Source organism: Microbacterium sp. MRS-1 (assembly GCF_000585455.1).
Lineage (GTDB): Bacteria > Actinomycetota > Actinomycetes > Actinomycetales > Microbacteriaceae > Microbacterium > Microbacterium laevaniformans.
On record NZ_JAUF01000059.1, the window covers coordinates 13765 to 33569 of the forward strand.

At 70.6% G+C, this 19805-nt stretch carries 18 protein-coding genes; 9 read left to right on the forward strand and 9 right to left on the reverse strand.

Annotation, left to right across the window (positions count from 1 at the left end; translation table 11 throughout):
* Positions 1-52: 52 nt before the first annotated feature.
* The 7 genes from AS96_RS10715 to AS96_RS10745 all read left to right on the forward strand — a co-directional run bounded on the left by AS96_RS10715 (position 53) and on the right by AS96_RS10745 (position 9251).
* Positions 53-1723 (forward strand): sensor histidine kinase, encoded by a 1671-nt coding sequence (locus AS96_RS10715; protein ID WP_081768048.1) that lies wholly within the window; start codon positions 53-55, stop codon positions 1721-1723.
* A 19-nt stretch (positions 1724-1742) separates the two neighbouring features.
* Positions 1743-3398 carry a sensor histidine kinase gene (locus AS96_RS10720; RefSeq protein WP_051498848.1) on the forward strand — a complete coding sequence of 552 codons (1656 nt, stop codon included), beginning with the start codon at positions 1743-1745 and terminating at the stop codon, positions 3396-3398.
* Positions 3395-4504: a diguanylate cyclase gene (locus tag AS96_RS10725; protein WP_036289535.1), complete on the forward strand. Its 1110-nt coding sequence runs from the start codon at positions 3395-3397 to the stop codon at positions 4502-4504. Before AS96_RS10720 ends, AS96_RS10725 begins: the two co-directional genes overlap by 4 nt.
* Positions 4505-4527: 23 nt before the next feature.
* Positions 4528-6318 (forward strand): DUF4012 domain-containing protein, encoded by a 1791-nt coding sequence (locus AS96_RS10730; protein WP_036289537.1) that lies wholly within the window; start codon positions 4528-4530, stop codon positions 6316-6318.
* Positions 6319-6383: 65 nt separating this feature from the next.
* Positions 6384-6953 (forward strand): cell wall protein, encoded by a 570-nt coding sequence (locus tag AS96_RS10735; protein WP_197017300.1) that lies wholly within the window; start codon positions 6384-6386, stop codon positions 6951-6953.
* A gap of 80 nt (positions 6954-7033) precedes the next feature.
* The gene (locus AS96_RS10740; protein ID WP_231477234.1) at positions 7034-8023 is read left to right on the forward strand and encodes a glycoside hydrolase family 6 protein; all 990 of its coding nucleotides are present in this window, start codon (positions 7034-7036) and stop codon (positions 8021-8023) included.
* An 88-nt stretch (positions 8024-8111) separates the two neighbouring features.
* Positions 8112-9251: a response regulator transcription factor gene (locus AS96_RS10745; protein ID WP_051498850.1), complete on the forward strand. Its 1140-nt coding sequence runs from the start codon at positions 8112-8114 to the stop codon at positions 9249-9251.
* Between the two features lie 52 nt (positions 9252-9303).
* On the opposite strand, the gene AS96_RS10750 is transcribed toward AS96_RS10745, so the two are convergent.
* The 3 genes from AS96_RS10750 to AS96_RS10760 form a co-directional block, all read right to left on the reverse strand.
* On the reverse strand, positions 9304-10839 hold the full coding sequence (locus tag AS96_RS10750) for a glycosyltransferase family 2 protein (RefSeq protein WP_036289542.1): 1536 nt from the start codon (positions 10837-10839) through the stop codon (positions 9304-9306).
* Positions 10840-10869: 30 nt separating this feature from the next.
* Entirely contained in the window at positions 10870-11601 is a 732-nt protein-coding gene (locus AS96_RS10755) for a hypothetical protein (RefSeq protein WP_036289545.1), read from the reverse strand.
* An 89-nt stretch (positions 11602-11690) separates the two neighbouring features.
* The gene (locus AS96_RS10760; protein WP_036289570.1) at positions 11691-12311 is read right to left on the reverse strand and encodes a hypothetical protein; all 621 of its coding nucleotides are present in this window, start codon (positions 12309-12311) and stop codon (positions 11691-11693) included.
* Positions 12312-12516: 205 nt separating this feature from the next.
* Here AS96_RS10760 and AS96_RS10765 point away from each other — a divergent pair, with 205 nt between their 5' ends.
* The gene (locus AS96_RS10765; protein ID WP_036289547.1) at positions 12517-13029 is read left to right on the forward strand and encodes an LPXTG cell wall anchor domain-containing protein; all 513 of its coding nucleotides are present in this window, start codon (positions 12517-12519) and stop codon (positions 13027-13029) included.
* A gap of 79 nt (positions 13030-13108) precedes the next feature.
* Here AS96_RS10765 and AS96_RS10770 read toward each other — a convergent pair whose 3' ends face one another.
* The 5 genes from AS96_RS10770 to AS96_RS10790 form a co-directional block, all read right to left on the reverse strand.
* Positions 13109-13960, reverse strand: a complete 852-nt coding sequence (locus AS96_RS10770) for a universal stress protein (RefSeq protein ID WP_036289549.1) — start codon at positions 13958-13960, stop codon at positions 13109-13111.
* A gap of 84 nt (positions 13961-14044) precedes the next feature.
* Positions 14045-14734 (reverse strand): endonuclease/exonuclease/phosphatase family protein, encoded by a 690-nt coding sequence (locus AS96_RS10775; protein ID WP_036289551.1) that lies wholly within the window; start codon positions 14732-14734, stop codon positions 14045-14047.
* Between the two features lie 77 nt (positions 14735-14811).
* Positions 14812-15648 (reverse strand): tRNA pseudouridine(38-40) synthase TruA, encoded by an 837-nt coding sequence (gene truA, locus AS96_RS10780; RefSeq protein WP_036289572.1) that lies wholly within the window; start codon positions 15646-15648, stop codon positions 14812-14814.
* Positions 15649-15683: 35 nt separating this feature from the next.
* Positions 15684-15995, reverse strand: a complete 312-nt coding sequence (locus tag AS96_RS10785) for a putative quinol monooxygenase (protein WP_036289553.1) — start codon at positions 15993-15995, stop codon at positions 15684-15686.
* A gap of 42 nt (positions 15996-16037) precedes the next feature.
* Positions 16038-16934, reverse strand: a complete 897-nt coding sequence (locus tag AS96_RS10790) for a carbohydrate kinase family protein (protein WP_036289555.1) — start codon at positions 16932-16934, stop codon at positions 16038-16040.
* Between the two features lie 197 nt (positions 16935-17131).
* On the opposite strand from AS96_RS10790, the gene AS96_RS10795 reads away from it, so the two are divergent.
* Complete coding sequence (locus AS96_RS10795) at positions 17132-19084, forward strand: acyltransferase family protein (RefSeq protein WP_036289557.1); 1953 nt, start codon at positions 17132-17134, stop codon at positions 19082-19084.
* A gap of 35 nt (positions 19085-19119) precedes the next feature.
* Here the strand turns inward: AS96_RS10795 and AS96_RS10800 are convergent, their stop codons facing one another.
* Positions 19120-19722 (reverse strand): GNAT family N-acetyltransferase, encoded by a 603-nt coding sequence (locus AS96_RS10800; protein ID WP_231477236.1) that lies wholly within the window; start codon positions 19720-19722, stop codon positions 19120-19122.
* Positions 19723-19805 lie beyond the last annotated feature (83 nt).

Below are 19805 nucleotides of genomic sequence, written 5' to 3' on the forward strand. Positions count from 1 at the left end.
CCTCGATAACTAGCCTGCCTAGATTTCCCCCGAATGCCATTAGCGTACTCGTATGACAGCCTCCGGGGTGGATCGCCCCGTCGATCGCCCCACAGCTGCGTGGCGCACCCTGGGCTTCTGGCTGGGCGGAGCAGTGCTCATCTTCGTGCTGTCAGTGGTGGCGGTCGGCTTCGCCGTTCCCGGCGTGCCGGTGGCCCTGTGGTGGCCCGCGGCCGGCGTCTCTGTCGTGCTCGTCCTGCGCGCGCCGCCGCATCGCCGCGCGGTGGCGGTGTGCATCGTGCTCGTCGCGACGACCGCCGGCAACCTCGTGGCGGGGCGACCCGCCGAGCTCAGCGGTCTGTACGGACTGGCGAACGCGATCGAAGCGGCGATGCTGGGCTGGCTGCTGCTGCGCCGGGGCCGAGACGCACGCCTGCGCACAACCACCGACGCGGTGCAGTTCGTCGGCCTGTCCACGGTCTCCGCCATGGTCTTCGCCCTGCTCATCGCGCTCATCAACATCACCCTCGTCGAGGGTGAACCCCTCGCTTCGGCGATCATCACCTGCGCCTCCCACCTGTCGGCGGTGCTGCTGATCGTTCCTCTCGCGCTCTTCGAGGGGCAGCCGCAACCGCCTTCTCGTCCGGGCGAGTCAGCGGCGCAGATCCTCGTGATGCTCATCGTCATCGCAGCGGGCGTCGGGCCCCTCAGCCCTCTGCCGCTCGCATTCCTCGTCTTCGTGCCGTTGGCGTGGGCCTCCCTGCGTTTCCCGCCACTGTTCGCCCAGATCCAGGCCCTCGTCGTCGCGCTGACGACGATGCTGTTCAGCAGGCTGAGCATGGGCGTGTTCGACCCGGCCCGCATCGACCCCACCGAGCTCGCCATCACGGTCGCCGCCTTCGTCGCCGCGCTCGCGATCTTCACGGTTCTGACGACCACCGAACGCAACGAGTCGCTGCGCAACGCCCGCACGGCGGTGGATGCCGCGGAGAAGGGCGCCGAGGCCGCTCGCGCCACCGCCGCCACCCTCCAGGTGCGTTATGACCTCGAACGGCAGCGGCAGGACTTCCTCTCCACGACCGGTCATGAGCTGCGCACCCCCGTCACGATCATCGCCGGCTACAGCGAGCTGCTCGCCGACGTCGATCTGCCCGCGCACGCCGTCCCCTGGGTCGATGCGATCCACCGCAACACCGGACGGTTGGCCGGCATGCTCGACGACCTCCTCGCCTTCAGCCGCACCCAGGCCGAACGACCGCGACCGCTCGAGATCGCGGCATCCGACCTGGTGCACGAGGTCGTCGCGCACCACACCGGCAGCGCCACCGCGCGCTCCATCGAGGTCGACATCGACACCGCCGAGGGCATGGAGGTCTTCGCCGACCGCGACGACGCCGCGCGCGCACTGGGCAACCTGCTGTCCAACGCCGTCAAGTTCACACCGGCCGGCGGCGCCGTCCGTGTCGAGATCTCGGGTGTCGCCGCCGACGTGATGTTCACCGTCAGCGACACCGGTCCGGGCATCGAGCCCGACGCCCTCGCGCAGGTCTTCGACCCGTTCTACCGCGGCGAGCAGGCCGAGGTCCGTGCGACCCCGGGGACGGGTTTGGGGCTGCCCATCGCCCGGATGCTCGCACGACGCAACGGCGGGGAGGTCATGATCGTGTCGCTTCCCGGACACGGCACGAAGGCGACCCTGCTGCTTCCCCGCGGCGGCACAGCTGCCGCCGACGCGGATCAATAGACTGCCGGATGAGGAACCGATGACCACCCCCCGCGTCGAGAGTCGATGGGCCGACAGCCAGCTGATCGGCACCGTCGTGAGGTCCGTGTGGCAGTGGCAGCTCATGGTCGGCTTCAGCACCGTCGCGGTCGCACTGGGCGTGACGCTGCTCAATCCGCGGCTCTTCGGCGACATCTCGCTGCTGACGGGGCTCGCCCTGATCTGCGCGATCACGTCGTGGGCGGTGGTGATGCCGTGGGCCCGCCACCGCGAGCTCGTCCTCGCACTGCCCTTCGCCGACGCCGTCGCGATCGGACTGCTCGCCATCTCGGACCACACGCTCGGATATCTGTGGGTCGTCCCGATGGCGTGGGTGGCCACCTACTACTCGATGGCTGCCGTGGTCGCCGCGCTCGGGCTCATCTTCGCGCTGCAGATCGTGCGCTGGTGGATTCCCGGGGCACCGCTCACGTCGCCCCTGGAGATCATGATCGTCCTGCTGGGACTCGGCTTCCTCGGCATCGCCATGAACCAGGGCGCCCGTCGCACCCGTGCGTTCCGTCTTCTCATCCAGCGTCAATCCCGCCAGCTCGACCGTGCCGTCGCGCGGATGAGCGTGCACGAAGACCGCGCCAACGGACTGTTCGACACCGTGAGCACCGCACTGGCCCGCGTGGACGACCGTGGGAACATCGACCTGGCCAACGCCGCCTACCGGCATCTCTACGCCTACGACAACGACGACTACCGGCATCCGCCGCGCGCCGTCGAGTACGGCGCCTACCGCGGCACCGCCCTTCCCCGCGACGCGACCTCCATCGCCCGCGCCGCCCGCGGCGAGCGGGTCGAGAACGAGCTGATCTGGCTGTACGACGCCAGCGGAGAGTGGCGCGCATTGTCGATGTCGATCCGCGGACGTACGGTGCGCACCGAGACCGACGACGACACGGAGGTCTCCATCATCCAGCTCGACGACGTCACCGACACCGAGCGCGAGCGCCGAGAGCAGCGCGCGACAACCAGCGCCGTCTCCCACGAGCTGCGAAACCCGCTCACGGTCATCCTCGGTCACGCCGACCTCATGCTCGACGCCGAAGACCTCACGCCGGCCCAGCGCGAGCACGCGACGGTCATCGAGGGGGCCGCCGAACGGATGCTGGCCCTCACGAAATCGCTGCTCGACTCCCACCGCGCCCCGGAGATGAGCGACCAATTCGACCTGTCGGTCATCGCCGCAGCCACGGCCGACGCATTCGCCCCGGCCGCGGCCGCCTCCGACATCGACCTGCAGACGAACATCGACCGCCCCCTGCCGATCACCGGCGACGGCTTCCGACTGCGCCAGGTCGTCGACAACCTCATCAGCAACGCGATCAAGTACACCCCGCGCGGCGGTAGCGTCGAGGTCATGACCACCGCAGAGGGCGACGACGCGGTGCTGCGGGTGTCCGACACCGGCATCGGGATCGCGGCCGACGATCTGGAGCGGGTCTTCGTCCCCTACTTCCGCGCGCGCAGCGCCACCGCGAGCGGCATCGCGGGCACCGGACTGGGAATGTCGATCGCCCGCCAGATCATCGAGGAGAACGCGGGCACGATCAGTCTGGAGAGCACGCTCGGCACCGGCACGACCGCGACCGTCCGCCTGCCGTTGCGGGGCTCTCACCGTCCGAGCACGACGGAGGTCAGCGCATGAGCATCTCGACCGTCATGGTCGCCTTGACGACGCTGTGCACCGCGATCATGATCGGGCTGGGGTTCTTGCAGCGGCCGTCGCGGGAGGCCGCGATCTGGTCCAGCGGATTCATCGCCGCCATGGCCGCGAGCTACCTGCAGACCAGCGCCAATCTCCTCGACAACGCCTGGCTCGACGCCCTCAGCGACGGACTCATGCTCCTCGCTCTGGGCCTCGTGTGGGTAGGCCTGCGCGCGCGCCGCGGGCGCCGACCGATCCTGCTGTCGGCGGTGATCGGTGTGACGCTCGTGGTCATCGTGACCGTCGCGCTCACCTCGGGCACCGCCGCCGAAGACGCGGTCGGCAACGTCGAGCTCGTCGTGTTCGCGGCGATCTCCGCAGCCACGGCGATCGAACTCGTCGGTGTGCGCACGGCAGCACGCGGGGTGATCATCCCGCTCGCACTGTCGTCGGGCCTGGTGGCGGTGTTCTCCCTGGTGTGGCTCTGCACCGACCTCGTGGGCGACCGCCTGCGCCTGGTCGACACCCTCCCTCCGACGGAAGACTTCACCCCGGTAGTCGCGGCCATCACGCTCGTGACCGCCTTGACCACGCTGCTGCTGCTCACCCGGGCCGAGAACCCGACCTCGGTGACGGCGACGGTCGCCGGCTTCCGAGTCATCGCACGTGACCGACTCGCCCGCGCGGAGCGATTCGACGACGCGTGGTGGTCGCTGCTGGACGTTCGCCTCGACGACCCGATCGCGCTGCGCGAAGCCTCCAGCGCGCTGGCGTACAGCCGTGTCCTCGAGCGCTTCGCGTCGGACGTCGCCGCCGTCTTCCCCGCCGAGGCCGATCTCGATCGGCTCGAACCCTCGCGCATGCTCGTTCTGCTGCCGCGCCATGAGGCCGCCGTCCGTCCCCTCCTGCGCGCATTGCTGGAGCGTGTGGCGACCGTCTCGACCGACCAATCGATCGCCGTCCGCCTGTCGGCCAGCATCGGCTGGGCGAGCGTGTCGCGCATCGGCTACGACCTCGACGACCTCATCACGGCCGCCGCCGCCGCCGCCGACGAGGCGCAGCTGGCCGGCGGCGACCGCTGGGAGCGCGCGAGCGTGATCGCCTGAGCGCCTCCCCGTAGGATCGTGGCGTGAGCGCACTCCCCCGCCCGGCGCGCACCGCGGGCCGCATCTTCGCGTGGACCGTCGCCGGTCTGCTGCTGCTGGCGGTCGTGATCGCCGTGTGGGTGGGCGTGCGCGGGGCCCTCGCCTACCAGCATCTGCAGCGGATACAGACCGGAGCAGCGCAGAGCACCGCGGCGCTGGCCGCCGACCCGTCATCCGCTGCGCCGACGCTGGCACGGCTGGCCGCCGACGCGTCCGAGGCGCACCAGCTCACCTCCGACCCCGTCTGGGCGCTCGCCAGCCACACGCCGTGGATCGGCCCGCAGCTGGCGGCGTTCGGCACGGTGGCCGCGGCATCCGACGAACTTCTTCGGGAGAGTCTGCTGCCCCTCGCTACCGCCGCTCAGAACGTGTCGATCGACGGTCTGCGCCCCGTCGGCGGACGCCTCGACACGAGTGTCCTCGCGGGTCTCGTGACACCCGCCCAGGATGCCGTGACGCGCGCAGCCGACGCCGCCGTCGCCGTGCAGGACATCGACCGCACCCCGCTGATCGGCGTCGTCGGCACGGCCGTCGACCGTGCCGACGATCTCTTCTCGAGCGTGTCGACCGCCGTGGACACCCTGTCGCGCACGTCGCGGCTGCTGCCCGACATGCTCGGTCGAAACGGACCGCGGACATACCTGGTGCTCGTCCAGAACAACGCCGAGTGGCGCTCGCTGGGCGGCATCGCCGGCGCCGCGGTGGTGCTGCGTGCCGATGACGGACGTCTGTCACTGATCGGCGCGCTCTCGTCGGGCGATCTGCCGCGCGGCTTCACGAACCCGGTCGTCGCCCTGCCCGACGAGGTCACGAAGATCTACGACACCAAGCCGGCGCGATACTTCCAGAACCTCACGCAGATCCCCGACTTCACGGTCGACGCTCCGATCGCGCGGGAGATGTACCGGCTGAAGACAGGCACCGACGTCGACGGCGTGCTCGCCATCGACCCGGTCGTGCTGTCGTACCTGCTGCAGACCACCGGCCCGGTCGCCCTCCCGAGCGGCGACGCCCTCAGCGCCGACAACGCGATCCCGCTGCTGCTCAACGAGGTGTACCTGCGGTACGCCAAGCCCGCCGATCAGGACGCGTTCTTCGCCGGTGCGGCCGGCGCGGTCTTCCAGGCCCTCGCCGACGGGCGGGGCTCGGCATCCGGCCTCATCTCCGCCCTCACCCGGGCCGGCGAAGAGCATCGCCTGCTCGCGTGGAGCGCGCACGCCGACGAGCAGGCGATCATCGACGGCACCGTCGTGTCCGGTCAGCTTCCGGTCACCGACGCGCACACGGCACGGTTCGGCGTCTTCCTCAACGACGGCACCGGGTCGAAGATGAGCTACTACATCGACCCCGACGTGTCTCTCGCCTGGGGATCGTGCCGGCCGGGCGGGCAGAGCGCGCCCCGCCAGCTCACCCTGCAGCTCACCCTGACCAGCCGCGCGCCCGCCGACGCCGCGACGGCGCTGCCGGAGTACATCACCGGCGGCGGCGTCTACGGCACGGCGCCGGGCGCCGCCGAGGTCGTCGGCAACATCTACCTGCCGCAGGGCTTCGAGCTCGTCTCGGCGACGGCCACGAACGGCGCCGGCTTCTCGGGCGGCGTGCACGAGGGACGCCGGGTGCTCACCTTCGGCATCGACCTCACCCCGGGAGCATCGACGGGCGTGACGGTCACCGTCCGGGCGAACACCGCCGCCGGCGACGCCCAGGCCGTCGTCACGCCGACGGCGGATGCCGCGCGCGCTCCCGTCGTCGTGGCGACCTGCGGCGCGGGGTAGGCTCCCTGCATCGCACGCTCGGCCGGTTCGTCGCCGGTCTGGTGCACACCGCAGGAAGAAGCTCCATGACCCGCTCGCGCCGCCGTACCGTCGACCGTCTGGCGCGCGCCGCGGGGGCCGCCCTGGTGGGCGTCGTTCTCGCGCTCGCCCCGAACGCGGCCCACGCCTCCACGATCTACCCGCCGGTCGACTCGTGCACGACCTCTCCGGCCAGCATCACCGCCGGCGGCACCCTGTCGTTCTCCTGCGCAGAGCGCACGTTCGGCGCCGATGAGCCGGTCACCATCACCGTCACCGGGCACGACGGCGCGAACACGTCGTTCGCCATGGTGCACCTCGGCATCAGCACGGGCAGCACCACACGCACCTCCGACGCGAACGGCGCCCTCGGCGAGGTCCGCATCGTCCTGCCCGCGACCGCGAGCGGCGTCTACAACATCGCTGCGATCTCGCGCAGCTCGGCCGGCGGTACGGCCAGCGCGTCGATCACCGGCGCCGACGGCCTTCCGCGCACGGGTGGCGACAGCGGTCAGCTCGTCGGCGTCTGGGTGGGCGGCGGAGCGCTCGTCCTCGCCGGCGCGGTCGTGCTCGTCGCCCTCGCCGTTCGCCGTCGTCGCGACCGCAACGACCTCTGAACGGCCGCCCGCGCTCCCCGCACCGGTACAGTTCAGACGTGTCCTCCTCCCCCCGCAGGCGCATCCTGTCCCCTCGGCGCGTGCCAAGACGCGGAATCGTCATCGCCGTCATCGTCCTCGCCGCCGTGATCGTGGTGGGCGCGATCGCCGCGGTGGGGATCGCCGTCACCCAGGGGGTGCATGCCATGCTCGCCCAGCCGCCCGCCGTCGGAACGACCGTCATCGCGCCGCAGCAGTCGAAGGCACGGATCGCGCTCGAGAACCTGCCGATGGATGCCGATGCCACCGCCGGCACGACCTACCTCGCCGCGCAGCCCACCGCCTACTGGCTGACCCCTGAGCAGGATCCCATCGGAACCGTCGGCGCAACGGTTCTGGACCTCATCGCCCAGGCCCGCGATCAGAATCGCGCCACGGCGATGGTCGTCTACGGCCTGCCCGACCGCGATTGCGGCAATCACTCCGCCGGCGGCCTGTCGCCCGCCGACTACCCCCGCTGGGTCGCGGAGATCGGAAAGGCGCTGAAGACGGCGCCCGACCAGCAGAAGATCATCATCCTCGAGCCCGACAGCATCGCCCTGACCAGCGAGTGCGGGGATGTCGCGACGCGTGCCGGCTTCCTCTCGGGCGCGGTCGACGCCCTCTCGTCGACGGCGACGTGGATCTACATCGACGGGGGACACAGCGCCTGGCACAGCCCCGACGAGATGGCCCAGCTCATCCGCCAGATGGGCATCATCGACCGGGTGCGCGGTGTGGCCACCAACGTCTCCAACTACCAGTCGACGTACGACGAGTTCGCCTACGCGCACGCCCTCTCGGACCGCCTGGGGGGCACCCACGCCATCATCGACACCTCCCGCAACGGCGTCGCGACCGCCGGTGCGACCTGGTGCAACCCGTCCGGGCAGCGCGTCGGCGATGCCACCGGGACCTTCGGCGACGACGTCGTGGACACCAACCTCTGGATCAAGCCTCCGGGCGAGAGCGACGGCGTCTGCAACGGCGGTCCGGCGGCCGGGTTGTGGTGGCCCGCCGCGGCCGCGGAACTCACCAGCGGCGTGCGCTGACGCCGCTCGGATACCGCCGCCGCGAGGCGTGGCTAGACTGTGGCTCAGCACCGTGCTCCACACCCCCCTACTGGAGAGTCCCGGGACCATGACCGATCCTTCGTTACCGATGAAAACCGCCGTGATCATCGAGGATGATCCCGACATCCGTCACCTCATCGTCGAGGTGCTCGAAGCCGCGGGCTTCTCGACGGTGTCGGTCGGCAACGGCATCGACGGCGTGCGGGCGGTGCTCTCCTACCAGCCTCTCGTCACCACTCTCGACGTGAACATGCCCGGTATCGACGGGTTCGAGGCAGCGCGGCGCATCCGCGCGCAAAGCGACACGTTCATCATCATGATCACCGGCCTCGAGGAAGAGGCCGACGTCGTCGTCGGGCTCGGCTCCGGCGCCGACGACTACATCGTGAAGCCGTTCCGCCCGCGCGAGCTGCGCGCTCGCATCGACTCGCTCCTGCGCCGCCCGCGCGCCACGGCCGGCGGCGCGCCGCAGGTGGCCGCGCCGCGCCAGGAGGTCGGCGGCCCGTCCTTCCCCGGAGCGCGTCCGGGCGCGCCGCGCGTGCCCGACTACGGGATGCCGCAGGCTCCCGCCGCCGGGTACGGGTATCCGCCGCAGGCTCCCGGCTGGCCGACGCCGGTCGAGGCCCAGCCCGTCGGCTGGCCTCCCGCCGCGCCGGCCGACCCGCCCTACAGCTTCGACGGTGTGCAGCCCTCCGCAGCGCCCGCGCAGCCGCAGGAGCAGACGGCCCCGGCATCCGCCGCACCTGTTGCGTCCGCGGCACCCGCCACGCCGGCGCAGCCGATCGTCGTGCCCTCGAGTGTCGGGCCCCAGTCGCCCGGGAGCGCCCTCGCCACGGCGGGGGCCGCCGGTGAGGTGGTCGCCCACACCGGGCCCGGCTGGGTCGCGCACCGCGATCTCGCCGTGAACCCGGAGCAGCGCGTCGCCGCGATCGCCGGTCAGGAGCTGGTGCTCACCCGCACCGAGTTCGATCTGCTGGCAACCCTCATGGAGTCCAAGCGGCGGGTGCGCAGCAAGGCCGATCTGACCCTCGTCCTTCGCGGAGAGTCGTACGTGACGAGCTACTTCGTGGGCGAGGCCGACAAGCGCGCGATCGAGGCGCACATGACCAACCTCCGCCGAAAGCTCGGTGACAACCCCGCCAACCCGCGGTACATCGAGACGGTGCGCGGCGTGGGCTACCGGCTGACGGCAGAGCACGCCGCCTGAGCATCGCCGACGAGGCTCGCCGACGGGCGCCGCGGGTCTTCGTCACGGGGCGTCAGACCTTGAAACCCTGGTGGCGACGGAACAGCCGGAACGACATGAGCACGGTCTGGATGACCGTGACCACTCCGACGATGGGCCAGCCCACCCAGAGGATCGCCGACTGCGCCACCGGGTCGAGCATGTTCCAGATCACCGCGACCGCGATCGCGACGATGGCGAGCATGATGAACGGCACCCAGTGGCCGATGCTGCCGCCGCCGCGTTCGGCCTTGGCCTGCATCGCCCAGTTGTCGACCTTCTTGCGCGACAGGAACCGCGTCCACGACCGCAGGAAGTGGCTGATGCGCACCCACATGAAGATCTCCGCGGGGAACATCAGGCCGGCGAAGAGGAGATCGCGACTGTTGCAGGTCTCCATCGCCCGTGCGACCCGCAGGTTCAGCATCATCGCGACCACCGGCGGGATGAGCCACCACGGTGAGAAGACGAACGCGTTGATCGAGAGCGAGGCGATCAACAGGGTGAGGAAGGCGACGCGCACGAAGAGGTTGGTGAGCATCGAGAAGTTCTCGAACCACCGCAGGCGCAGGTTCGGGTGGAACGGCTGCCCCTTGGTGTCGCCGCGCTGACCCGGCCACATGAGCTCGATCGCGCCGTAGGTCCACTTCACCTGCTGGGCGTCGTAGCCCTTGAGCGTGGTCATGCCGCCCACGTCGGCGCGGGCGAAGGGGCTGATCTTGGTGAGGTAGCCGGCGCTCTTGATCTGCAGCGACAGCAGCGAGTCCTCGACCTCGCTGTCCTTCACCCAGGGCGAGTTCTGGTGGTTCGCCTTCATGACATCGCGCAGCGCCGTCGTCGAGAAGATCGAGAACTGCCCGCCCAGCACCGCCATGTTGCGCCCGCGCAACAGGTTCTGCAGGTTGAAGGCCGCGAACTGCGTGCGCTGGCCGGCGATGAGGAACTTCGCGATGACGCCCTTGATCGGGCGGTCATCGATCGAGTAGATCGCAGAGATCCCGCCGATGCGGGAGTCGCCGACGGCTTCGCCCTCGAGGAACTCGACGGCCCGGCGGTCGGCGATCGTGTCACCGTCCACACCGAGAAGGTAGTCGTACCCCTCGACCAGTGCGTAGCCGTAGTTGAGCGCTCCGACCTTCTTGTCGGGGTTCTTGCCGATGTCGTGGACGAACACCTCGGTGAACTGCTCGCCCAGCTCTGTGGTGATCTCGTGCGGACCGCTGAACTCCGACGCGATCTTGACCGTCGCGTCGGACGTGTTGTTGACGACGACGTGGATCACGTCGGGCACACGGCTCTGCCCGAGCAGCGAGCGCAGCACGTCGGCGATCGACTCCTCCTCGTTGTACGCCGGCACGACGCACCCGATGGTCGAGCGGTGCACGCTGGTGTGCTCGAGCACCGACGAGAAATCGTCGAACTCGGGGATCGTGAGATCCGCGGCGTGGAAGGACTCCTGCGGCACGGGGAACCCGTACGGCTGCGCCGGCGGTGCCGGCGGTGCCCCGAAGGGTGCCGCACGGAACTGCGGTTCGGCGGCCTGCCGGCCGGTGTCGAAGGGCGTGCTCACGGTGTACCTCGTGTCGGTGTGGACAACAGCCTATTGAGTGGGGGTGGTCGGGGAGAAGATGGCGATCGGAAGAACCTGATAGACGGTCTGCTGCTGGAAGCTCGTATCCGTGTTGGCGGTGCCCTCCACCCACACCTGCAAGGCGAACTGGAGGGTGATCCCGTAGGTGTCGGCCGGCAGCTGGTGGATCGTCGTCGTCGGCACGAGCAGGCCGCCCTGGAAGGTGTTCAGCAGCAGGCCGCGGTCGGAGCGCATCGTGTCGGACGGCACCAGGGTGCGAGGGTCGGCCGAGAACTGGAACGGCGACATCATCTGCTGCTGACCGATCGTGGACTGCGACACCTGCGAGGTGATGCTGATCATCGACAGGTACACACGTCGCTTCTGCGTGAGCACCGCCTTCTCATCGACGCGGTGATCGACCACGTTGACCGCGAAACCGAAGGTCTTGTCGTTGTCGGGTGCCCACTCCTGAGTGCGCTTCGGATCGGCGGCCCAGACGTCCAGGCGCACCTCGAGCCCATCGGCGACGTCGGTGGACAGCGACACCGAGCCGTCGTAGGTGAACTTCGAGTCGTAGGGCATGCTGACGGCCTGGGTGACCGCCGGGCGCGGGGCAGGCGTGGACACCGCGTTCTGCTGCAGACTGTTGAAGGCGCTGGCGATCTGGGTGCAGCCGGTCAGAGACGTCAGCACCACGAGGCCCGCGGCGGCGGCGGCGAGGGCGCGGAGGCGGGGAGGACGCGAGGGGGCGGGAAGCATGATCCACACGCTATCTATGGACCACCGGCGGGACGTGCGAATCAGGAAAACCTCGACACGGTCTTTACCCGATCTTGAGGAAGGCGCGTTCAGCCGCCGTTCTGGGCGGCGATCGCGATCGTCAGCGTGTCACTCCCGGTCTGCTTCGCGAACTCGGTCGAGGTGGGCGTCGTCTGCACGAGGAAGTCGTACTCGAACTGCACCGTGACGTACGTGGCCTCGGCGGGGACCGTGCCGACATTGAAGGTGTTGGAGTAGCTGTAGGGCGACAGCACCAGGTATCCGGGAGAGACCGTGGCCTGATCCACCTGGGCATCCAGCGGTGCGAACGTCTGCGACGCATTCGCGGGGATCGCGGTCATCGTGGCGCGCTGGAGATAGACCTTCTGCCCGTCATTGGGCGTGATCGTCGTCACCATCGACAGACTGATCGGCTTGATCGCCGCCGGCGTCCAGCGGTCCATCCGCAACGTCGACCAGTAGTTCACGGCTGCCGAGACCGCGCCCGCCGTGAGCGTGCGCTGGGTCGATCCGCCCGACAGATCGTTGGAGACCGGCGTCGGAACCGGGACGGCGGTCGTGGGAGCGGGCGCGGGTGTCGTCGCCTGCGCGGCCCACGGCGCGGGCCCGCAACCGACCAGCGGGATCACGACGACCAGCGCGGCGAGCGCGGCGCTGAGAGCACGGCGGCGGCTCCCGGGGCGTTCCATCCGGCAGGTCTCCTTCACGTCGCGAAACATTTACATATCGGAAACCGCGAGAGTTTGCAATCCGACAGACCCCTAGGCAATACTCGGGAGAGCATCAGCTACACCATACCGCTTCACTCTCCATCCCCCCATCTGCACCAAGACCGGAAATACGGAACGAGCGGATCATCAGGTACCCCCAGACCGGATTCGAAAGCAGGCTCTCATGAAGCATCGATTCACCAAGGTCGCGGCCTCCGTCGCGATCGCCGCAGGGTTGGTTTTCGCCGCCCCGGCAATGGCACAGGCTTACACCCCGACCGGCCCCGACACCGTCACCGTCACCATCACCGTGACGGCCCCGGGCCCCGTTCCCGTCGCCGGGTTCCAGCCCGGCGCGACCGTCACGTTCACGCTCGTGGGCGAAGGCGTCACCGGCCCCAACCTCGCCGCGGTCAAGTTCGCGGTCAGCTCCACGACGGTCACCAAGACCGCCGACTCGTCGGGCGTCGCCACGGCGACGGTCGTCGGCACCCCGCCGGCGGGCTCCTCGTGGACGCTCTCCGCGACCGGCGCTCGCGCCTCGTCAGAGGCCGGCGGCGGCACCCTGCCCTCGACGGGTGGCGACAGCGAGTCGCTGCTCGGCATCTGGGTCGGCGGTGGCGCTCTCGTCCTCGCCGGTGCGACCGTCGCCGTGGCCGCCACGGTGCGTCGCAACCGCCAGGAGACCAACGCCTGACGCACGCCAGAACGACAACGAGAGAGCCTTCCCGGTCACGGCCGGGAAGGCTCTCTCGTTGTACGCAGGCTACGCGGCGTCAGCGCACCACCGCGGTCACCGCGGGAAGATGCGACAGCACCTCCTGGCTGATCGAGCCGAGCAGGAAGCGGGCGAGGGCCCCGCGACCGTGCGTACCCACGACGACGAGGCGAGCGGTCAGACCTCGCGAGGCGATCGCTCGCGAGGGGTAGCCGCGCTCCACGACGCGCTCGACGACCAGATCCGGGAAGTCGACGGCGAGCCCGGCGAGGGCCACCGCCTGCATCTCCTCCGTGGCGGCCTGCATGTTCGACAGGTACATCTCCGGGTAGACGGCCAGGCCGTTGCGGGGAGCCTCGATCGGAGTCCACACGCTGACCGCCGTGAGCGGCTCACCGAGGCGATCGGCCTCGCGCGCCGCGAAGCGCAGGGCATGCTCGGACACCGGCGACCCGTCGATGCCGACGACGACCCCGCGCCGACCGACCAGCGCCGTGTCGGGCACCACCGCCACCGGGCAGGCGGCCCCGGCGACGATGCGGATGCCGTGGGCCCCGCGCGCCGGCCCGTCACCCGGTCCGCGGTAGTCGCTGCCGAGCACCAGCAGGGAGGCGTTGACGCTGGCGTCGATGAGACGCGCGACGGGGTTGCCCGTCTCCACGCGTGTCATGACGGTGATCCCGGCATCCCGCACCGGCGCCGCCAGACGCTCGAGCACCGTCTCGGTGTCGGCGACGGCCTGCGCGATCAGCTCCGCCTCGCCGACGGCACCGAGCGCTCCCCCGATGACCGACACCAGCTCGATGCCCTGTGACCCGGGCGGCGCGGCCTGTGCCCGCTGCAGCGCCCACCGCACCGCACGTTCGGAGACGGGTGCCCCCGTCACCGCCACGACGATCTTCTCGACCATGATTCGTCCCTCCGTTGGGATCGGTGCCTCCACGCTACGCCGCGGCACCCACGGCCGCAGGATCGTGGGCCGTGACAAAGAGGGTCAGGGGGTGCGCGGGGCCAGGGCGCGCGGCTCGGCAGTGATCAGAATGGGCAGGTGGTCGCTGCGCCCCTGCGGCAGCGTCGTGATCGTCGCGATGTCGAACCCCACGCTCGTCGCGAAGTCGTAGTGGCCGCGGAAGAACTTGTAGCGCGTGTACGTGCGGGCATCGCTCAGGGTGAGCTCATACCCGGACTCGCGCACGTGCTGGCCGAGGTTCTCTTTGAACACCGGATAGTTGTAGTCACCGACCATGAGGATCGGCAGGTCGGGGCCGAGGCTGGAGAGCTCTTCCAGCGCGGCCTGGATCTGCTTGCGCCGCAGCGAGTTGAGCGCAGTCAGCGGAGCGGCGTGGAAGCTCGCGACGATCACCTCGCGGCCGAGGTCGATGTCGTGCAGGCGCACCGCCAGCATGCGCTCCTCCGCGGGCTTGAGCACACGGTCGTGCAGCGACTTCTTCAGCGCGAGCGCGCGCACGTCGCGCGCATCGAAGATGCTTCGCCGGTAGTACAGCGCAAGTCCCAGCCGGTTGCGTGCCGTCGCCTCGGCCAGGTGGAGATCGCCGATCTGCGACGGCAGGTCGCTGGAGACCGCCTCCTGCAGGCAGAGGACGTCGGCCCCCGTGCTCTCGACCAGCTCGCCGAGCTCGCCGACCGCCTTGTGCTTGTTGAGGTTGTACGAGATGACCTTCATCCCCCGCCTTCCGTCGCTCTCAGCCTAAGCGGCGGTCCTAGGAATCTGCTCCGTCTTGACGACGGGACCCGTCCGGCTCAGTCGGCGTCGAGGCTGCGGCGTGCGCGCGTCTGCGCGGCGCGGGAGCCCAGCAGGTCATCGGCGGGGTAGCCGACCTCGGTGAGGGTGAGACCGCGAGCCGCGAGCACCTTCACGTCGCTCGTGCGCACCCCGCCGTCGCGGATCGCAGCGACGTCGGCGATCTTCAGCCGCCCTTCGCCGACCGCCGCGCAGGCGCCGACGAGGGCGCGCACCATGCTGTGGCAGAACGCGTCGGCTTTGACCCGCGCGACCAGGATGCCGTGATCGTCTCGACCCCAGCCGAACTCCAGCAGGGTGCGGATCGTGGTCGCTCCCTCCCGCCATTTGCAGTACGCCGCGAAATCGTGCAGACCGATGAGGGAATGCGCGGCGGCATCCATCGCGTCCACGTCCAGCGCGGCCTTCACGCTGGTCGTGCGCACGCGCTCGAGGGGGTCGTAGCCGGCGATGCGATCGGCGATGCGGTACTCGTAGCGCCGCCAGACGGCCGAGAACCGCGCATCGAACCCGTCCGGTGCGACGGCGGTGCGGTGCACCACGACGTCGGGATAGGCGCCGAGCACCCCGTTGATGCGGGCCGCCAGCGCCTCGGCGGTGCCGGCGCGGCTGGACGACAGCCGCTGCTGCTGCCGATCGGTGAGGTCGAGGTGGGCGACCTGCCCGGCCGCGTGCACCCCGGCGTCGGTTCGACCCGCCACGACCAGCTGAGGATCGCCGCCGAGCACGCGGGCCAGTGCTGTCTCGAGCGTGCCCTGAACGGTACGCAGACCCGGTTGACGGGCCCACCCGCGGAAGTCCGTGCCGTCGTAGGCGAGATCGAGGCGCAGCCGCATCCCTCCCGCGGAGTCGGAAACGACCTCGTCTGTCGTCACAGAGCGCCTTGGGACGGCGTCCCGGCCGGCACAGGAGTCATCGTCACGACCTCGGCAGGCCCGGTCACCAGGCCGGTGACGGCGGCTTGCAGGGCCTTCACGGCGTCGCCCTGCGCGTGCGCGGCGAGGGCGGCGGGCTCGGCCCATTTCTCGATCATCACGACCGTCCCGTCGGAGGCGGCGTGGATGGCATAGAGCAGACACCCCTCCTCGGCGTGGACGGCGGGCATGGCGGCGCTGAGCGCCTCGATGAGTGCGGGGCGCTGGCCCTCGACGGGGTGGAAGACGGCGGTGACGACGACGGTCATGACAGGAGACCTTTCTTGTGGGTGGGGACGCGCGCAGCCGGCTCAGCGGAGACGCTCGTCCACGTCGGCACGGGTCGGCGGGTTCGCACCGGCCCGCGAGACGGTGATGCCGGCGGTGACGGCGGCACGGCGCAGCGCCGCGGCGAACGAGGCGGCGTCCTCGAAGATCGCAGGATCGTCCAGCGCGCTGGAGATGAGGCTCGCCATGTACGCGTCGCCGGCACCGATCGTGTCGACGACCGTGACAGCCAGCGCGTCGACGGCGCTCACACCACCGGGCCCCAGCCCGACGGCGCCCTCGCCGCCTCGGGTCATGACGATCACGCGCGGCCCGTAGGCGGCGACCTGGTGCAGCACGGACTCGGCATCCAGACCCGGATACAGCCATGCGGCATCTTCGTCGCTGAGCTTCACCAGATCGGCGGATGCCGCCGCCTGCGCGAAGCGCGCCCGCGCGACCTCGTGCGCGCCGACCAGCGCGGGCCGGATGTTCGGGTCGAGGGTGACGAGCGCGGCACCGGTGTCGGCAGCGCGGCGCAGCACCTCCAGCACGGAGCTGCCGCCGGGCTCGAGGAACAGCGCGATCGAACCGGTGTGGACGATACGCGTCCCCTCCAGGGATGCCGTCGGCACGGCCCAGTCGATCGCGAACTCGTACTCCGCGGAACCGTCGGAACGCAGTCGTGCACGGGCCGTGGACGTCGGGGCATCCGTCCACGACGCCTCGTCGACGAGGGCGCCCGACTCGGTGATCTGGGCGGCAATGCGCTCTCCGCGCTCGTCGCGCCCCAGCCGCGTCAGAAGACGAACGGCGTGCCCCTGACGCGCAAGGCCGACGGCGACGTTGGCAGGGCTGCCGCCCACGAGCTCACGGTCGCCCTCGGCGCTCTCGACGATGTCGATGAGCGCCTCACCGATGACCAGCACATCCGTATCCATACGACCAGTCTGGCGCACCGCACGCGGCGCGCGCGTCATCGGCAGTCGGTGTAGACGACGCCCGACGTTCAGGGAGGGTACGTACACTGGAAGATCCGCTCGCACCGACCCGACGTGGCCGGCGAGACGGCCCACGGAACTCGCTCCGAATCACCACGGAACCGCCCCGGAACCCCCTCGGAACCCCAGTGCCCGCCATGACCTCCCCCTCCCCTCGTTTCGCCGGCCTCGACGGCCTGCGCGCGCTCGCCGTGCTGCTCGTGGTCGTGTACCACCTGTTCCCCGGCTGGCTCCTGCAGAGCGGCTTCGTCGGCGTCGACGTCTTCTTCGTCATCTCGGGCTTCCTCATCACGTCGCTGCTGCTGCGCGAACACGACCGCACCGGCCGCATCGCCCTCGGCGCGTTCTGGGCGCGCCGCGCCCGCCGGCTGCTGCCGGCCCTCGCCGTGGTGGTCACCGTGAGCGCCAGCGTCGCCTGGCTCATCGGTGGGGACGTTCTGCTGGGGCTCGGGCGACAGGTGCTCGGCGCGATCACGTTCTCCTCCAACTGGGCGTCGATCTCGGCCGGCGCGTCCTACTTCGCCGGGACGCAGCCCGAGCTGCTGCGAAACCTGTGGTCGCTCGCGGTGGAGGAGCAGTTCTACGTGCTCTGGCCGCTGCTTCTGCCCGTGTTCCTCCTGCTGCCACGCCGCGGCATGCGCGCCGCCGTCGCGATGGCCCTGGCCGCGGCATCCCTGGCCTGGGCAGCGCAGCTCGTGGGCATCGGCGCGGGCTCGGTCGATCTGACGCGCGCGTATTACGGCACCGATACGCACGCCTTCGGCCTGCTGCTCGGCGTCGCACTGGCCTTCGCGCTCGCCGGGCGCACCGCGTGGAGCGCGTCCGCGCGCCCGTCCATCGGCGGCGTCGTGCCCGCCTGGACCGCGGTCATCGGCACGGCGAGTGTGATCGGCATCATCATCGTCGGTGCGCTGCCGGCCGGGGCGGAGCGCTATCCGCTCGTGCCGGCGATCGCGAGTGCACTGACCGCGGTCGCGATCGCGGCGGCGACACACGCCGGCTCCTGGTTCGGGCACGCCCTCGACGTCGCGCCGCTGCGCTGGATCGGCGAGCGCTCCTACGGCATCTACCTGTGGCACTGGCCCATCGTCGTCCTGCTCGCCCTCGCGACCACGGGCGGCTTCCTCGAGGAATCCGTGCCGGTCAGCGTCGGGCTCGGCGCCGCCGCCCTCACGCTCGGCATCTCCGCGGCCTCGTACCGCCTGCTCGAACAGCCCGTGCGCCGGCTCGGCTTCCGGGGCGCGGGGCGAGCACTGTGGGCGCGCCTGCACTCCACGCCGTCGCGGCGGTTCGGCGCGATCGCGACCGTCGGTGTCGGGGCGCTCGTGCTCGGCGGCACGACGGCCGCCGTCGCCGCCGCCCCGCCGGTCAGCTCCAGCCAGGCGGTGGTCGAGGCGGGCCGGCGTGCGCTCGACGCGGCATCCGCCGCTCCCACCCCGCCGTCGGACAGCACCGATGCCCCCCTGCCGACGCCGACCCCCACAGCGACGGAGGGCCCCGATGGCGAGCCGCTGCCCCCGGCACCGGTCACCGTGAGCGGCGACCGGGTGACGGCCGTCGGCGACTCGGTGATGCTGGCCTCCGCGGGGGGCCTGCTCGACGAGCTGCCCGGCGTGCAGATCGACGCCGAAGTCTCGCGCTCGATGTGGGCGGGCAGCAAGATCATCGACCGGCTCTCCGATCAGGGCGCCCTGCGTGACTACGTCGTCGTGGGCCTCGGCACCAACGGCCCCGTCGATTCGGACGCCCTCCAGGACATCTACGACCGCGTCGGTCGCGACCGCACGCTCGTTCTGGTCACGGCGTTCGCTCCCCGCGACTGGATCCCGGGCGTCAATGCCGAGCTGACCGCGTTCGCGGCGAGCCATCCCGGCGTCGTCATCGCCGACTGGTCCGGCGCGATCGCGCCGCACGCCGATGTGCTCGCCGGCGACTGCATCCATCCGGGCGAGACCGGCGGGCGCATCTACGCCGATACCGTCACCCACGCCGTCGATGCCGTAGCGAATCAGCGCGCGCAGACGCGGTATCAGGTGCAGTTGATCCGCTGGGCCACGACCCGGGCACTCGCCCCCGTGCCGCCCTCCTGAGCCGCTCCACGCCGCCGGCGGGAGCGCTGCCCGCGTCAGATGTGCGCCACCAGGGCGACGGACCGTTCGTCCGCCACGAAGCCCAGCCCCTCGTAGAGGGCGTCGGCGCCCGTCGGGCTCGCGGTGTCGACGTCGAGCACCGCCTTCTGCAGACCGGCATCGGCGATCGCGCGCAACGTCGCCGCGACGACCGCGGGAGCCAGTCCCTGCCGACGGCGCGCCCGCACGACACCGATGAGGTCGATGTACGAGTTCAAGGCGCCCAGACTCGCCCAGTCCTCCTCGTTCACCGACGCGAGACAGAAAGCGGCGATGGTGCCGTCGGCCTCGACGACCAGCCGGGACAGATCGGGGCGGAAGAACTCGCCGCCGACGAACTTGGCCCACGACTCGGGCTGGCTCGGCAGGCTTCCCCAGTGATCGCGGAACGCATCGTTGCGCGCCAGACGTGCGTCGTCATCACGATCGTGCGTGTACGCCACGATGCGCAGCCCGCTCTCCTGCGCCGCGGCCGGCAGCGACACCTCCGGCGCACCGTCGGTCAGATCCCGCAGCATCGTGGCGAACCAGCGTTCGGCGGCCAGACCCGCCGACTCGGCGAGCCTCTGATTGCCGCGGTTCGACTCCTCGGCGTACACCCGCAGCTGAGCGCTCCAGTCTGTTTAGCCGGGGCTTCGGGTAGCGCGGTTGTAGTGATCCGGTAGCACGGGCGCGGCGATCG

Bases quoted from the DNA above. Each gene is read 5' to 3' on its own strand.
- AS96_RS10760 (WP_036289570.1), bottom strand. From the start codon at position 12,311: ATGGAACGCCCCGGGAGCCGCCGCCGTGCTCTCAGCGCCGCGCTCGCC.
- truA (WP_036289572.1), bottom strand. From the start codon at position 15,648: ATGCGGCTGCGCCTCGATCTCGCCTACGACGGCACGGACTTCCGCGGG.
- AS96_RS10725 (WP_036289535.1), top strand. From the start codon at position 3,395: ATGAGCATCTCGACCGTCATGGTCGCCTTGACGACGCTGTGCACCGCG.
- AS96_RS10770 (WP_036289549.1), bottom strand. From the start codon at position 13,960: ATGGTCGAGAAGATCGTCGTGGCGGTGACGGGGGCACCCGTCTCCGAA.
- AS96_RS10795 (WP_036289557.1), top strand. From the start codon at position 17,132: ATGACCTCCCCCTCCCCTCGTTTCGCCGGCCTCGACGGCCTGCGCGCG.
- AS96_RS10735 (WP_197017300.1), top strand. From the start codon at position 6,384: ATGACCCGCTCGCGCCGCCGTACCGTCGACCGTCTGGCGCGCGCCGCG.
- AS96_RS10785 (WP_036289553.1), bottom strand. From the start codon at position 15,995: ATGACCGTCGTCGTCACCGCCGTCTTCCACCCCGTCGAGGGCCAGCGC.
- AS96_RS10720 (WP_051498848.1), top strand. From the start codon at position 1,743: ATGACCACCCCCCGCGTCGAGAGTCGATGGGCCGACAGCCAGCTGATC.
- AS96_RS10745 (WP_051498850.1), top strand. From the start codon at position 8,112: ATGACCGATCCTTCGTTACCGATGAAAACCGCCGTGATCATCGAGGAT.
- AS96_RS10775 (WP_036289551.1), bottom strand. From the start codon at position 14,734: ATGAAGGTCATCTCGTACAACCTCAACAAGCACAAGGCGGTCGGCGAG.
- AS96_RS10765 (WP_036289547.1), top strand. From the start codon at position 12,517: ATGAAGCATCGATTCACCAAGGTCGCGGCCTCCGTCGCGATCGCCGCA.
- AS96_RS10715 (WP_081768048.1), top strand. From the start codon at position 53: ATGACAGCCTCCGGGGTGGATCGCCCCGTCGATCGCCCCACAGCTGCG.
- AS96_RS10790 (WP_036289555.1), bottom strand. From the start codon at position 16,934: ATGGATACGGATGTGCTGGTCATCGGTGAGGCGCTCATCGACATCGTC.
- AS96_RS10755 (WP_036289545.1), bottom strand. From the start codon at position 11,601: ATGCTTCCCGCCCCCTCGCGTCCTCCCCGCCTCCGCGCCCTCGCCGCC.